Genomic DNA, 15,306 nt, shown 5'->3' with positions numbered 1-15,306 from the left:
TTACGCACTTCATCCGAAAAACCAGGGGGTTGAATGATGTTTGGAGCGCTAAGCGCTCCAAACATCATTCAACTGCGTAAGTCCTGTCCATAATAAAGGGGCAGTTTCCCAAACGTCGTTTGTGCCACTTCGTCGCCGCCAGGCAGCCCCACCGCCCGCAGACCAGCCCAAGGCACCCCCATCGCTCAAGCAACGGCTGGCCCAGCGGCAAAAAGCCCAACAGCTCCGCAAAGAATTCATCGTATTTACAACCGTTGCGGTGCTGTTTGCAGTTCTCATTGGCTACGCCATCGGGTTGTTTGTAGGAGTCAAACTGGGGTTGGGAGCCACCATCGGTGTACTGTATACAGCACTGTCGTTTAAGTTTCCCCGGCAGGCACTTTGGGCATTTCTCATCTACATGCCGTTTAGCGGCAGCGTCACCTACCTGATTGGCAACAGCCCACTCCTGCAATTAGCCAAAGACGGGTTCTACATTCCGGCACTGTTTGGCGTGGTGCAGTACTGCCGCCGAGAGAAGCTGCCCATTCTCATTCCGCGAAAGTTCATTGCCCCCGTCACAATTTTTGTGGCGCTGTGTTTGGCGACGCTGCTGTTTGTAAACGGGGGACAGCAATTGTCGCCTGAAGCTGGCGAAAGCCCTCTACTCATGGGTATTTTGGGGCTCAAGGTGCTGGTAGGCTACATTCCGCTAATTGTGTGTGCTTACTATCTCCTGCGCGATCGCCGCGATCTGTTATTCCTGATGCGGTTGATGGTGGTGGTTGTGCTGGCCTGCTGTGGCTGTGCTTTTGTCCAATATTTGCTGCTACAAATTGGCTACTGCCCAGGTACCCAATATTTTCAGGGCGAGGCGTTATACAAAGCGTCCCTAGAGGCTCGTTGCCTCTTTGGGGGAGCCCTACTCTACACACCACAGCTTGAGTTAATTCGCCTGCCAGGTACGTTCGTTGCGCCGTGGCAGTGGGGCTGGTTTCTCATTTCTGCGGCATTTCTCACGTTTTCTACCGCATTTAACGACCCCAAGGCTGGCTGGCGAACGGCTGGGCTCATGGCGATCGCCTCTATCTTTGTGATGGCCGTCTTATCAGGGCAGCGCATTGCGCTAGTACTCGTACCGCTCATTTTTGGAGCCTTGCTGGTTATGACTGGGCAAGTAGCCGACGCCAAACGCTTTGTGCCGCCCGCCTTTGTGCTCGGCATCTTTTTTGGATATACCGCCCTCAGCAATCCCGAAATTGTGGCATCCCGATTGGAAAGCTTACAAGATCGTTGGGCCGCCTCCCCACCCACCCAATTTGTCGTGAATCAGTTTACCTGGGTAATCGAGCAACAAGCCGGAATCTTAGGAAATGGACTAGGGCGAGCCACCAACTCAGCCCGCACCCTGGGCGATACCCAGCTCATCGAAGCATACTATCCCAAACTGTTGTACGAAATTGGGCCAATGGGGATGCTGGCCTTCTTTGTCATGGCCACAGCCCTTGTGATTTTGTGTTTTCAGGCTTATCGCAGAGTGCGCGATCGCGCCCTGCGGCGCTACGGTGCTTCGCTCTGGGCACTGGTTGTATTTGTGAGCTACAACACGTACTTTTATCCACTCGATGTTGACCCCGTTGCCGTGTATTACTGGTTCTTTGCAGGCGTCATTTTACGATTGCCCGACCTAGAGCGCCAAGAACGGTTCACCCAAGCCGAAACTCAACAACCCCAACGCCACAAGCGCTTTCGCCGAAAACGAGCTGGCTTCTCCTAAAGCTGCACGGCAGACAACCGCCGATCAGCCGAATTCAAACAAAACATCAGCTTCGGTTCAAGGCCGTTCTCGAACCGCCTTTTTTTGCTCTTCAATGCGGATTTGAGAATACCGGATCTGTAAATTTTGTCAATCTTAAATCTGTGATGCGATCGCGCATTAGATTCATGACAGCCCACACATCCACAAAATCGAGAAGAACCAATCTCTTCAGCAACGAAGGTTCTTTAAGCAGTATCTTTTAAGCCCTTTTTGCATCAACTTTTTCATGATCTTTTTCAAATAGAAACTGAAGAATCCTCAATAAACTACAAACAAATAAAAACATCTGCTAGCATTTGACCATGCAATCAACTTTAATGTTTTGATCAATTCAAAGTTGAGCAGAAAAGAAAGTGTTTTTAGTTAAAGTTTCAGCATTCTCACTCACCTGATGTTTAAGGCTGATGTTTGAGGCTAACGTCTCAAGTTTTAAGTCGTTCGATGCCTCCAAGCGATCGCCCTTGGAGGCTTATTTCTCCAAGCATCAATAACTGGCTCAAGCTCCTGTGATTTTGTGATCAATTGATTAGCTGAAATGCAATGATTGATCTTATAAAACCACTTCTCAAACATGGTCCTAACCGATGTTTGAGTCAATAGCAGTGGAATCCCCTAGGATGTTCTGTGACCATGGCGTTATCCATTGGGTCATTTTGGGGAACGATGTCTTTGCGGGGATTCTGCCGCACGTGCACAGCATTCGCAATGTCTACCGGATTGGTAAACCGTGCTTACTCCTCTCATTTCGGTGATTGTGCCTACTTACCATCGCGAAGAGCCCCTGCGGCACACGTTGGATAGCCTGCTTGCCCAAACCTACCCCGACGTTGAAATTTTGGTGGTGGATCAAACGATCGCCCACGACCCCGACACAACCGAACTCTTGCAAACTTTGAGCGACAAGGGGCTGATTGAATGGCATCGGGTAGAATGGGCCAACTTGCCAGCGGCACGCAACTATGGAGTGCGGCGATCGATGGGCAGCATCCTGGTGTTTATCGACGACGATGTGGAGTTACCGCCTCACTTTTTGTGGGCGCATGTGCACAACTATCAGCATCCCGAAACAGCAGGCGTTGCGGGGCGGGTGCTGCCTCCTGCCCACACAGACCAACCATTGGTGCGTCCTCAACTTCACTTACCACCGGAGGCCCAAGATCCGGCGATCGCCTGGTTTTATCTGGACTTTAGCAATACCCTACAAGCTCAAGCGGTGCTTACGGCCCGTGGCTGTAACATGTCGTTTCGGCGAGAGCTATTTTTTCAGTGGAATCTGTGGTTTGACGAACGATTTGGGGGCTGTGCCGTTCGCGAGGAATCGGACTTTTGCCTGCGGGTGCGGCGCACAGGAATGCAGATTTGGTATGACCCCACGGCCAAACTCACCCATTTTGGCGAACAAACGGGCGGCTGCCATACGCTAGATGTGCGATCGCCCCAATACCAAATCACCTTCTACCACAACCATTTTTGGATGGCATTGAAGAACCTCACGGTGGTGCAACAAGTTCGGTTTGCGCTGCGCCTGTTTGACTGCCATGTGCTGGGTCATGCCCCCTGCGACAAGGAGCGATCGCCCATCAAGATTGTGGGGCGAGCGGTCTTTTATCTGCTGGGGTTGTTGCAAGCCGGGAGAACAGCGCTACAGTCACGATGGAGTGATGGGCAAGGATACAGCCAACCCGATGCGGATTCTTGTCGTAAGCCATACCTACACCGTTGACTTAAACTGCAACAAACTGCGGCAGCTTGCAGCGCTTGCGCCCGAGGTCAGCGTAACCGTGGCGGTACCCAAGTGGTGGGCCCCTGGCGGTGTGCAATGGGGGCGGGTGGTCAGCCAGCCTAGCCACGAGGGCGCATTTCAAGTCGTGCCCATTGCCAACTGGAGCCAGCAGCATCAGGGGTTGTTGGGCTTTGGCTGGGAGGCGATTACGCTGCTGCGTCGATTTCGGCCCCACCTGATTCAAGTGGAGCAGGGCACAAAAGCGATCGCCTATGCTCAGTTCATTACACTCAATCGACTGTTGGGGCTTGGGGCCAAGAATGTGGTGTTTACGTGGTGGAATGTGCCCTACAGCCTGCGTGGGCCAGCCGCATGGCTAGAAGCTTATAACCTGCGCCATACCCACGGGGCCATCGCCGGAAACCAGGATGGAGCCAATATTTTGCGCGATCGCGGCTATGGTGGGCCACTGACCGTGTTGCCACAGCTTGGGGTAGATGAGCAGCACTTTGCCCCACAACCACAGCCAACGTTAGCTGCACAGTTGAACATTGGGCCTCAAGAGTTTGTGGTGGGGTTTGTGGGCCGCTTTGTGGAAGAGAAGGGGCTGCTGACCCTGGCGCGATCGCTAGCCGAACTCCAGCATCTGCCCTGGAAATGGCTACTCGTAGGACGTGGTTCGCTCAAGTCAGCCGTCATGGAGCAGGCGATCGCCCATGGCTTTGCCGACCGCTTAATTTGGGTTGAGAACGTACCCCACGCCGACATTCCCCGCTACCTAAACCTGATGAGCGTGCTGGTGCTGCCTTCTCAAACCAGCGATCGCTTCAAAACCCTAACCTCGGTGGGATGGAAGGAACAATTTGGCCATGTGTTAATTGAGGCGATGGCCTGTGGCGTACCGGTGATTGGCTCTAGCTCTGGCGAAATTCCCCATGTCATTGGTTCAGCCGGACTGGTGTTTGCGGAAGGAAATGTGGCAGAACTGCGCGATCGCTTGCTCCAACTCATGCAGTCGCCTACCTGGGCCAATACGCTTGGAACCCAAGGGCGCGATCGCGTGTTGCAGCATTACACCAACCGGGTTCTAGCCCAACAGCAATTCGCCTTTTACCAGCAGTTGCTCAGCCAAGAGCACCCACCCACCCACTAGGCCAGTCAAGATTCAGTGAAAACTTTTGTACAGCAGTAGTCAGGGTGGCCATTCTCAGGGATACTTTTCTCGCGGCTTGTTGTTGTTGAGGTAGCCTAATTGCTTGGGTAACCTGTTGCCTGAGTAACCTATTGTCCAGGCGAACCTGTCGCTGAGTAACCCTCGCCACTAGACGAGCCCATCAGCAAACCCTAGAGTGAACACAGATCGCGTTACAGTCCATATGGCTAGTCCATAGGACAGTGCTAACGGATCGCAGACTTGTAGCCCCAAGGCATCCCATCGATTTCATTTGAGAGAGGCGAAACCCAATGACGATTCGCAAGGTTGAAACCACGCCCTTTTCTGACCAAAAGCCAGGCACCTCTGGGCTCAGAAAAGCCGTCACCACGTTTCAGCAGCCCCACTATCTCGAAAACTTTACGCAGTCGATTTTCGATAGCCTGGAGGCATTTCAGGGGCAAACGCTGGTGGTGGGTGGCGACGGGCGATACTACAACCGTCAGGCGATTCAAACCATCATCAAAATGGCCGCAGCCAATGGATTTGGCCGAGTCAAGGTCGGACATCGCGGCATTCTTTCCACGCCTGCGGCTTCCTGCGTCATTCGAAAATACGGAGCATTTGGCGGCATCATTCTTTCTGCCAGCCACAACCCCGGTGGCCCCAATGGCGACTTTGGCATTAAGTACAACATTGGCAACGGTGGCCCCGCACCCGAAAAGGTAACCGAGGCGATCTTTGCCCGCACCAAATCCATCACCGAGTACCGCATTTTGGATGTGCCAGACATCAACCTGGATGAGCTGGGCACCAGCACCGTAGGCGACATGGTGGTGGAGGTGATTGATTCCGTTGCGGACTATCAGGAATTGCTGGAATCGCTCTTTGATTTCGATCGCATTCGGCAACTGCTCACAGGGACCAACTTCCGCATGTGTATGGATTCTATGCATGCCGTTACTGGGCCGTATGCCACGGCAATTTTTGAAGATCGCCTGGGAGCCCCTGCAGGAACGGTGATGAACGGGGTGCCACTTGAGGACTTTGGCGATGGACATCCTGACCCCAATCTGGTGTATGCCCACGACTTGGTGGAGATTTTGTTTGGGGACAATGCCCCCGATTTTGGGGCGGCATCGGATGGCGATGGCGATCGCAACATGATTTTGGGTCGCAATTTCTTTGTTACCCCAAGCGATAGTTTGGCGGTGCTGGCGGCCAACGCTCAGCTTGTTCCCGGCTACAAAGATGGCATTGCCGGAATTGCCCGCTCCATGCCCACCAGCGCCGCTGCCGATCGCGTTGCCGATCGCCTGGGCATTGAGTGCTACGAAACCCCCACTGGCTGGAAGTTCTTTGGCAATCTGCTTGATGCGGGCAAAGCCACCCTCTGCGGCGAAGAGAGCTTTGGCACAGGCTCCAACCATGTGCGTGAAAAAGACGGCCTGTGGGCAGTACTGTTTTGGCTCAATATTCTGGCGGTGCGCCAACAGTCGGTTGAGCACATTGTGCGCGAACATTGGCAGCTGTATGGCCGCAACTACTACTCGCGGCATGACTACGAAGGGGTGGATAGCGATCGCGCCAATACCCTAGTCTCCAAGCTGCGCGACATGTTGCCCAGCCTGAAGGGCAAGCCGCTTGGTGGCTACACGGTAGACTATGCCGACGACTTTAGCTACACCGATCCGGTGGATGGCAGCACCAGCAGCAAGCAAGGCATTCGCATTGGCTTTACTGATGGCTCGCGCATTGTGTTTCGTCTTTCGGGCACAGGCACCCAGGGCGCAACGCTGCGGGTGTATTTAGAAAGCTACGAGCCCAACATCGCCAAGCACAACCTGGATGCCCAGGACGCACTCAAGCCGTTGATCGACATTGCGGAAGAAGTCGCCCAAATTCGCCAATACACTGGCATGGACAAGCCAACCGTCATCACCTGATGAGGGTCAGTTATGCCCCTGCGTCAGCTCTAAACCTTGAGGTTGAAGCAGGGGCTATCTTCTAACAAGCGCTCGGCCACAGCCGCCGTTACAGGCTGCGCAAACAGATAGCCCTGGCCATATTCACAGCCAAACTCGCGCAGATATTCCAACTGCGAGTGGGTCTCAATCCCTTCGGCGATCGCATCGAGCCCCAACTGATTGCTGAGCTGCACAATCGTTTCAACAATGCGATAGTTTTTGCCCTGTCGGGTCATTTGCCCCACAAACGATCGATCGATTTTGAGGGTATCAATGGGCAATTCGTGCAGGTAGCTGAGCGATGAGTAACCTGTGCCAAAGTCGTCCACACTCACCTGAATGCCGCGCTCTCGAATCTGCATGAGTAGGGCGATCGTGGCGGGTACATTTTCCACTAGCAAACTTTCGGTAATTTCCAGCATCAGACTACCGGGATGCAGGGGGCCAGCGATCGCCAACAGTTCATCCAGCGTTTCCACCAGTCGCAGTTCCCACAAATCCCGCGTGGACAGGTTCACCGTCACCTTTAGAGACGACAACTGAGGAAAGCGCCGCTGCCAGATACCCAACTGAGTGCAAGCCTGGCGTAGCACCCAATTGTCAATTGTATGAACCAGCCCAGTTTCTTCGGCGATCGCAATAAATTGCCCCGGTGCCACAAGCCCACGGGTTGGGTGCTGCCAGCGCACCAACGCCTCGAATCCCACAATGTGGCCCGTTCCCAGCGCCACAATGGGCTGGTAATGCACCACAAACTCCTGTCGCGCGATCGCTTTTCGCAAATCATTTTCCAGGTGCAGTCGCTTTAGCGCTTGGGCATGCATGGCCGCATCAAACACAGCATAGGTCGCCTTGCCGCTAGACTTGGCCTGATACATCGCCAAATCGGCATCACGCAACACATCCGACGGATGCTGATAGGAGCGATCGCCCATCACAATGCCAATGCTGGTTGAGAGAAATAGCTCTCGTCCATCCAGCTCAAATACCGAACGAAACTCTTGCAAAATGCGCTCTGCCACCCGCACCGCATCTTGAATTCCCTCAATTTCGTCCAGCAGCAACACAAACTCATCGCCCCCCAGCCGCGCCGCCAAATCAGTCGGACGAATCAACGCTTGCAGCTTGTGAGCAATGGTAATCAATAGCTCATCCCCAGCCAAATGCCCCAAGCTGTCGTTAATCACCTTGAACCGATCCATATCCAAAAACAGCACCGCAAAGAAATAATCTTCGTGCTGCTTGGCCCAGTTGATCGCCAGTTCCAACCGCGACATCAACAGGTTGCGGTTGGGCAAATCGGTCAGCGTGTCGTGCAGCGCGTTGTAAATCAGCTGCTCTTCGGCCTGCTTGCGCTGGCTAATATCCTGAAACGCGGCGATCGCATAAATGACCTTCCCCTCGTGATCGAAAATGGGCGTTGCCCGCACCTCTAGCTGAATCGTTTTGTTCTCTCGTCGCAGCTCCAGATCTTCCGTTTGCACAAACTCGCCTTGCAAGGCTCGAATGGCTGGCATTTGCTCAGGTTCGTACAAACTATTGGTGCTCGCCTGATAGACCTGAAAGGCCGAAGCCAGCTGATCCACTGCTATCGGCTGAAACTGGTGAGCATTGAGCAAATCTTGGGCCAGTTGGTTGGTGTAAATGAGTTGCCCAGAGCGATCGTGAATGGCAATGCCCACAGGCAGCGCATCCAGAAATTGCCGCAACCGACTTTCGCTGTCTGCCAGGGCAAAGTTGAGCGCGTGCATCTCAGCAAACGAAGACTGAAGCTGAGACGCCATCTGGTTAAACGAGCCGCTGAGTTCCTCAACTTCACGAATATGTTGGGTGCCACTGGTGGGATGCAGATATTGCTGAAAATCGCCCAGGGCGATCGCCTTCGCTGCATCATTAAGGCGCACCAAGGGCTGCGTGAGCCAGCTGGATGTCAAAATTCCCGAAGCCGTTGCCAAGCCCAACGCCGCCATACACAGCACGATGGTGCTGCGAGTATTGGCCTGAATTCGGCTCATATAGTCCGATTCGGGCACTACCACCACAATGATCCACTGCAGCCCCAACGGACCTCTGTAAGGCACAGCCTGCACAAACTGGCGACTGCCATCCAGGAAAAAGTCGAGCTGCATGGTACGAGTTAGCTGGGGCAGCGAGGGCACCTCTTGCAACAACGCCTGGGTTGTGGATTCCAGCAGGCGATCGCCCGACTCCAGCACATGAATGCGCGTAGCCTTGTTGCCCTCAACCTGCAACAGCGGCGTTGGGGTAGAACTGCCAATCAACAGGCCCGAAGGTTCCACGATAAAAATTTGGCCATGTTCCCCAACCTGCAAGGTCCGCAAAAAGTCGCTAATTTGCGATAAGAAAAAATTATTTCCTGCAACGCCAATCAGGCTGCCATCATCGGCATACACTGGCACCGAGGCTGGCAACGCCAACACCGGAAACGCATGATACATAAAAATATCGCCCCAGGTAGGCTGACCAGCAGCGATCGCCGCCTTATACCAGGGCCGCTGCTGCACCACAAAGTTGGGGGTTTCCTGAGCCAACCGCTGCTGCTTGCCGTCTTCATCCACATCATAAAAGCGGATACTGCCCCCTTGCGAGGGGCCAGCAATCATCAGCTGATGGGTTCCGTGCTCAATTTGTCCATTGCCAACAAACTCTCCCTCTGGCGTGCCAAAAAAGATGGAGCCAATGTTAGGAAAATCGTGAGCTTGTTGAAAAAAATGTTGATACAGTGCAGCCGAATTGTTGGGGTCTAAGTATCTTCGTTGAATGGTATTGCGATTGAGCTGATTGATGAGATGAGGCATGGCCAGGTAGTCATCCAATCGATAAGCCACGCGATCGCTCACCTCTTGGCGGAGCTGCATGGCGACATCGTTGACCGCCTGCTGACCATTGCGAATGGAGAGCCACCCAGTCAGCCCAACCGCTCCAACGATTTGCACAACAAAGGGCACAATGAATATCAAGCGCAGCGGAACTCGACGTACCAACTGGCCCAGCAGCACCGGACTCGATTTCAACACCATTTCATCAACCCCCACACAGCAGAGACAAACGCTGTGGGTTGTTCTTTCAGTATGCCTTGCTCTCTAGAGGCAGTGACGGCGGCGATTTTACATTGTCTTAACCTTTACATTATTAGACGCACTGCACCATCACATCACAGCCGCTATCGGGGCAAAAGCCTTCGCGCAGAACAGAGTCGAATAGAGAAAATCCTGTCATTTACTATTGCTATTTGTGACAAAACTCAGCAACGCTCTCCATTGGTATTGCAACGGCAAGCTTGTGGTAACGCAATGGCAAGATTGACCATAAACAAAGAAGCTCCGCCGTTTACGACTCAAGTTCTACATTCTCATAGAGATCCGCTAATTGAATTTCAAATGGAATGGATGAGAGCGACAGCAAAGACTCTGCATCGCTATATTCAGTAAAGAGCCATTGGTGAGTGTCAGTTTTAAAATATTGCTCAGCATGCATGCTGTATTGATCGATTAAAAGATATTCCTGGAATGATGGAATTGTGCGATAAGCCGAAAACTTTTCATCTCGATCGTAGCTTTTTGTAGATTTGGAAAGCACTTCAGCAATCATAATTGGATTTGTGATTGTGTCTGTTCTTCCCTGTTGTCGTTCAAGTGGACGAGGCACAACCATCACATCAGGATAGGTATAAAGATTGTGAGCAGGAATCCAAAGCCGTTGATCGGCGACAAAAATGCTGTATGGTTTCCCCTTCAAAGCCACTCTCAAGGCAGCATTCAAGATACTGGCGATTTCATTATGTTCGGGGGTGCCGCCAGTCATGGGAATGATTTCTCCATTGATATATTCATGCCGCGTTTCTGAGTTCACCTCAAACTCAAGATACTCTTCAGGGGTATAGATCCTTTTTTCTTCAAGCTGCATGATCATGAGATTTTCACCCCCAAGGCTTTTAGCTGCTGATTGATCCAGATCGTTGCTGTCGCTTCATCCGTTTCGATCGCCCGTTCTACTCCTGTTTTAGCAATTTCTAGCAGTTGTTTCGACTGTTCCCTTGCTTTTCGAGATTCCCTCACCCCTTGTGTTCTCCTCTCCCAAATTTAGGCGAGGGGAAAGGGTTTGCAGCTCCCCTTCTCCCAAATTTGGGGAGAAGGGGCTGGGGGATGAGAGCTATTTTTTGACTTCTCAGACATCCTCTAAACCTGCGGGTATACCAAGTGAGTTGAAATTCTTCGCCCATAACAGTATTACAATCATGTGATCCCAACTCCTGAACGATGGGCGTTAAGCATTACTCCAACCAGTGGGGCTGACATAGAAAAAGGGCTGATGCCTTACTAGCATCAACCCTTCATGTCCACAAAACAGTGAGTTGAAATTAACCTTGAACGTGGGTCCCTAAAATTTGGGCCAAGCCGGGAACCGCTGCTTCCACATCGCCCTTGACCGATTTCCGCAGCTTACTGTATGCCCCGCGAACAACCCCATTTTGAGCCCGCTCGATCTTGGCATCAGTCACGCTCAGCAGCGTATCTGCCGTAAGAGAGCGGTTTTGAATCAAAAACTGCACCGGGTCACCCGACTGCACTCCCTCATTCCAAACGGGATCGAGCGCCGCCAAAGCATCGGGCAGCAAGCGCTGAATTGCGCCAGAAATATAGCTTGGCTCAACGCCTTTAACAACGCCATAGGCGGCCTTGAGGGCAAGACCAGACACGCCACCTTTCGCAGCAACCTGCTCATCAATCAGCTTGGTGCAGTCGGCTACTAAGTTTTTTTTGGTCGTTTGATCGGCAATCTTTTCGCTAAGACCCATATCGCTTTGTCTCAAACCTCGGTGTTTGCTAGTTCCTTGTTACCGACCCGCCTTTGCAAAGTCCAGGGTAATCGTGCAATCTTTTGACACTCTTAACAGGAGTGTGAATTTTTCCTGGATATGGCTGGTTGCTGGGAACTCGCTCCTGCCATTTCCCTTACACATTGAAGCGGAACAACATGACATCGCCTTCCTGCACCACATATTCCTTGCCTTCGCTGCGCACCAGCCCTTTCTCCTTGGCCGCCGCCATAGAACCCGTGGAGATCAAGTCCTTGTAGGCCACGGTTTCCGCCCGAATAAAGCCCCGCTCAAAGTCCGTGTGGATAACCCCAGCTGCCTGGGGCGCAACCATGCCGGTTCGGATGGTCCAGGCCCGAGTTTCCTTGGGGCCAGTGGTAAAGTAAGTGCGCAACCCGAGCAGCTCGTAGGTCGCGCGAATTAGGGTTTTGAGGCCACCTTCCGTCACGCCCAACGCTTCTAGAAAATCGGTCTGCTCTTCGGGTGGCAGCTCTACCAATTCAGATTCCACCTGGGCAGACACGACAACGACCTGGGCATTTTCCTGAGCGGCGATCGCCCGTACCTGTTCCACCCACTCATTGCCAGTCGCCAAGTCATCTTCCGAAACATTGGTGGCATAAATAACCGGCTTACGAGTTAATAGGCCCAAGGGTTTAATCAGCGCCTCTTCTTCTTCCGTTAGCTCCACCAACCGGGCCGACTTGCCCTCATTCAACACCACCAGCAATTTCTCCAACACACCCATCTCGACCTGGGCATCTTTGCTGGTTTTGGCTTGCTTGCGGGTGCGATCAACCCGCTTTTCAAGCTGCGACAAATCTGCCAGCGCCAACTCCAGGTTAATCACCTCAATATCCCGCACCGGATCGACCGAACCCGCCACGTGAATAATGTCGTCATTCTCAAAGCAGCGAACCACATGCACGATCGCATCCACTTCGCGAATATTGGCCAAAAACTGGTTGCCCAACCCCTCGCCCTTGCTGGCACCCTTCACCAATCCGGCAATATCCACAAATTCCACCCGCGCTGGAATAATTTCTGCGGAGCTTGAGATTTTGGCCAGTTTGTTCAATCGCTCATCTGGAACAGCCACCACACCCGTATTCGGCTCGATGGTGCAAAAGGGGAAGTTTGCGGCCTGGGCCTTGGCATTGGCAACCACCGCATTAAAGAGAGTGGATTTTCCCACATTGGGCAGTCCAACAATTCCGGCTCTTAGCATGATGACGAAAGATGATGTGATGAATTGGACAAACAGGTATGAGCTTTAGCAGAAGCAGTCGAGCGCGATCGCGCAGGCACTCCCAAAACACACACGCAATATACCAGCGTAGCGCGAAGGGTTGCTATCAGCTACAAAGTAGGATGCGTTGAGCCATACTCGGCTCATCGGCTCAACAGTTTCGTGAGACTCCTTAAGATCTCGTGAGCTCCAGGGGTATCGACGTTTTATAAATCAGCAAAGCGATCGCCCGCATCCAGTAGCGCCGTGCGAATTCCCGGCTCATTCATGGAGTGTCCGGCATCGGCAATCACCAACAGCTCTGACTCTGGCCACGCCTTGTGCAGGTCCCAAGCGCTCACCATGGGGCACACCACATCGTACCGTCCCTGCACAATCACCCCTGGAATATGGCGGATGCGATCGACATGGCGGTACAGCCAATCATCGGTTTCAAAAAAGCCCTTGTTCACAAAGTAGTGACACTCAATGCGGGCAAAGGCATCGGCAAACCCCACCCGGCCATACTGCTCGGCCATATTGGCATCGGGGAACAGGCGGCTGGTGCTCCCCTCCCAAATCGACCAGGCTCGCGCCGCCTCCCAGCGCACCGCCGGGTCAGCACTGGTCAACCGCTTGTAGTATGCGCCGATCAAATCGTGCCGCTCTTCGGGTGGAATGGGCTGCAAGTACTTCTCCCACGCATCGGGATAAATGTAGCTGCATCCCTCTTGGTAAAACCACAGCAGTTCCTTCTGGCGCAGGGTGAAAATACCGCGCAGAATCAGCCCCTTTACCCGATCGGGATGGGTTTCGGCATAGGCCAAGGCCAGCGTGCTGCCCCAACTGCCGCCAAACACCACCCATTGGTCGATCCCCAAATGCTCACGAATTCGCTCAATATCGCTGACCAAATCCCATGTGGTGTTGCCCTCTAGCTCGGCATGGGGCGTACTGCGGCCACAGCCTCGCTGATCAAACAGCACAATGCGCCAGCGTTTGGGATCAAAAAATTGTCGATAGCCCGGATTGCATCCGCCTCCTGGCCCACCGTGTAAAAACACGACAGGCTTACCCTGAGGATTGCCCACCTGCTCAACATACAGTGTGTGCAGTTCCGACACCTTCAGCATTTCGGTGTGGAACGGTTCGATGGGGGGATAGGGTTCACGCATGGGTGTGGCGATCGCTAGTAACCGTAGAGTTATACCATTTGTCCGTTCAGAAAAGAACCTGGCCTACCCAACCCCATGGGCTGGTTCTCAAACACACCCAATTACGCCTCGGCATCGGGTGGAGTAATAGTAGCGGTCTTGGTTTGATCATGCCAGACAATCCAGGCCACTCGGCGATCGCGAGCCTCCCCTGGCCCTTCCACATCTGTTGCAACATTAAAGTACAGCTTGTGAGTTGGGGTTTGTACCGCAAAATCCGCTTTGTCGGCATACACCACCTTAAAGCCGCGAATTTGCAAACAATACTTGGCCCAGCCCTTCAGCGTGTGCTTTTGAGGCTCGTAGGGAATGGGGGGATCTTGAAACAGAGTTTGAATTGTGTAAAGCGCTGACATTAGATTCTGAATGGATTGCAAGCTGATCGCCTTTCCTGTCGTCCTCAGACCTAGAGTTTAGTCGGGGGTCATGGTGGGAAAGGGAAACGCATCGGGCACATGGGCCACACCAGCGGCTTGCGGTTCGGCATGGTGTGCAGGCTGAGACTTGGGTGCGTGTAGCTGAATCAGTTGAGCCAGCGTACTCTTGAGCTGAGTGCGCGGCACGATCAAGTCAACAAAGCCATGGGTCAGAAGATACTCCGCCGTTTGGAAGTCATCGGGGAGCTTTTCACGCAGCGTTTGCTCGACCACCCGGCGTCCGGCAAAGGCGATCGTTGCTTGGGGTTCGGCAATGATGATATCGCCCAACATGGCAAAGCTGGCCGTTACCCCACCTGTTGTGGGATGGCTCAACACGGGAATGTAGAGCAAGCCCGCTTCTTGATGGCGCTCTAATGCACCGGAGATTTTGGCCATTTGCATCAGGCTCAGCATGCCTTCTTGCATGCGCGCACCGCCAGACGCACACACAATAATCACCGGGATGCGATCGCGCGTTCCTCGTTCAATCAATCGGGTCAGCTTTTCGCCCACCACCGAGCCCATGCTGCCGCCCATAAACCGAAAGTCCATCACTCCCAGAGCAACAGGCAAATTGTCTAACGTGCCAACACCAGTCGCCACCGCATCCTTTAGCCCCGTTTTTTCTTGGGTTTCGCGGATGCGATCGCCATAGGCTTTGCGATCGCGAAATTTGAGGGGATCGATGGGCTGAAGATGCTCATCGAGCGATCGCCAGCTGTGCCCGTCAATTAACTGACGAATGCGCTCATCGCTAAACACCCGATTGTGGTGTCCACACTCCGGGCACACCATTTGATTGGCTCGCAAATCTTTCGTGTAAGTCAGTACGCTACACTCCGAGCACTTGCTCCACAGGCCATCGGCAATTTCGCGTTCTTGGCGCTCATGACTTACAGGTTCAGACTTGCGGCGATTAGCAAACCAATCAAACAGGGACATGGGATTACTCGTTAACGAAAGG

At 53.2% G+C, this 15,306-nt stretch carries 11 protein-coding genes; 4 read left to right on the top strand and 7 right to left on the bottom strand.

The features are described 5' to 3' along the window. Positions 1–121 precede the first annotated feature (121 nt). The 4 genes from hpsL to ACQ4M4_RS25055 all read left to right on the top strand — a co-directional run bounded on the left by hpsL (position 122) and on the right by ACQ4M4_RS25055 (position 6,620). Entirely contained in the window at positions 122–1,756 is a 1,635-nt protein-coding gene (gene hpsL, locus ACQ4M4_RS25070) for a hormogonium polysaccharide biosynthesis protein HpsL (RefSeq protein ID WP_430687214.1), read from the top strand. A 769-nt stretch (positions 1,757–2,525) separates the two neighbouring features. Continuing rightward, complete coding sequence (gene hpsN, locus ACQ4M4_RS25065) at positions 2,526–3,521, top strand: hormogonium polysaccharide biosynthesis glycosyltransferase HpsN (RefSeq protein ID WP_430687213.1); 996 nt, start codon at positions 2,526–2,528, stop codon at positions 3,519–3,521. Next, positions 3,460–4,674: a hormogonium polysaccharide biosynthesis glycosyltransferase HpsO gene (gene hpsO / locus ACQ4M4_RS25060; RefSeq protein WP_430687212.1), complete on the top strand. Its 1,215-nt coding sequence runs from the start codon at positions 3,460–3,462 to the stop codon at positions 4,672–4,674. The genes hpsN and hpsO overlap by 62 nt, the downstream gene beginning before the upstream one ends. Before the next feature lie 311 nt (positions 4,675–4,985). Beyond that, positions 4,986–6,620 (top strand): alpha-D-glucose phosphate-specific phosphoglucomutase, encoded by a 1,635-nt coding sequence (locus ACQ4M4_RS25055; RefSeq protein WP_430687211.1) that lies wholly within the window; start codon positions 4,986–4,988, stop codon positions 6,618–6,620. Positions 6,621–6,649: 29 nt separating this feature from the next. Here ACQ4M4_RS25055 and ACQ4M4_RS25050 read toward each other — a convergent pair whose 3' ends face one another. The 7 genes from ACQ4M4_RS25050 to accD all read right to left on the bottom strand — a co-directional run bounded on the left by ACQ4M4_RS25050 (position 6,650) and on the right by accD (position 15,284). Continuing rightward, positions 6,650–9,682 (bottom strand): EAL domain-containing protein, encoded by a 3,033-nt coding sequence (locus tag ACQ4M4_RS25050; RefSeq protein WP_430687210.1) that lies wholly within the window; start codon positions 9,680–9,682, stop codon positions 6,650–6,652. Between the two features lie 310 nt (positions 9,683–9,992). Beyond that, positions 9,993–10,568 carry a Uma2 family endonuclease gene (locus tag ACQ4M4_RS25045; RefSeq protein WP_430687209.1) on the bottom strand — a complete coding sequence of 192 codons (576 nt, stop codon included), beginning with the start codon at positions 10,566–10,568 and terminating at the stop codon, positions 9,993–9,995. Positions 10,569–11,022: 454 nt separating this feature from the next. After that, on the bottom strand, positions 11,023–11,460 hold the full coding sequence (locus ACQ4M4_RS25040) for a DUF6918 family protein (RefSeq protein WP_430687208.1): 438 nt from the start codon (positions 11,458–11,460) through the stop codon (positions 11,023–11,025). Between the two features lie 157 nt (positions 11,461–11,617). After that, positions 11,618–12,709 (bottom strand): redox-regulated ATPase YchF, encoded by a 1,092-nt coding sequence (ychF, locus tag ACQ4M4_RS25035; RefSeq protein ID WP_430687207.1) that lies wholly within the window; start codon positions 12,707–12,709, stop codon positions 11,618–11,620. 227 nt (positions 12,710–12,936) lie between these two features. Further along, a complete protein-coding gene (gene pip, locus ACQ4M4_RS25030) occupies positions 12,937–13,884 on the bottom strand; it encodes a prolyl aminopeptidase (protein ID WP_430687206.1) in 948 nt (315 codons plus the stop codon). A 101-nt stretch (positions 13,885–13,985) separates the two neighbouring features. After that, complete coding sequence (locus ACQ4M4_RS25025) at positions 13,986–14,279, bottom strand: hypothetical protein (RefSeq protein ID WP_430687205.1); 294 nt, start codon at positions 14,277–14,279, stop codon at positions 13,986–13,988. Positions 14,280–14,336: 57 nt separating this feature from the next. Further along, positions 14,337–15,284 carry an acetyl-CoA carboxylase, carboxyltransferase subunit beta gene (gene accD, locus ACQ4M4_RS25020; RefSeq protein ID WP_430687204.1) on the bottom strand — a complete coding sequence of 316 codons (948 nt, stop codon included), beginning with the start codon at positions 15,282–15,284 and terminating at the stop codon, positions 14,337–14,339. Between the last annotated feature and the right edge of the window lie 22 nt (positions 15,285–15,306).

The sequence above is a fragment of the Leptolyngbya sp. AN02str genome (assembly GCF_050565595.1).
Taxonomy (GTDB): Bacteria; Cyanobacteriota; Cyanobacteriia; order Elainellales; family Elainellaceae; genus Kaiparowitsia.
Note: the sequence above shows the minus strand (reverse complement) of the source record. Positions and strands in the feature narration are given on the sequence as shown.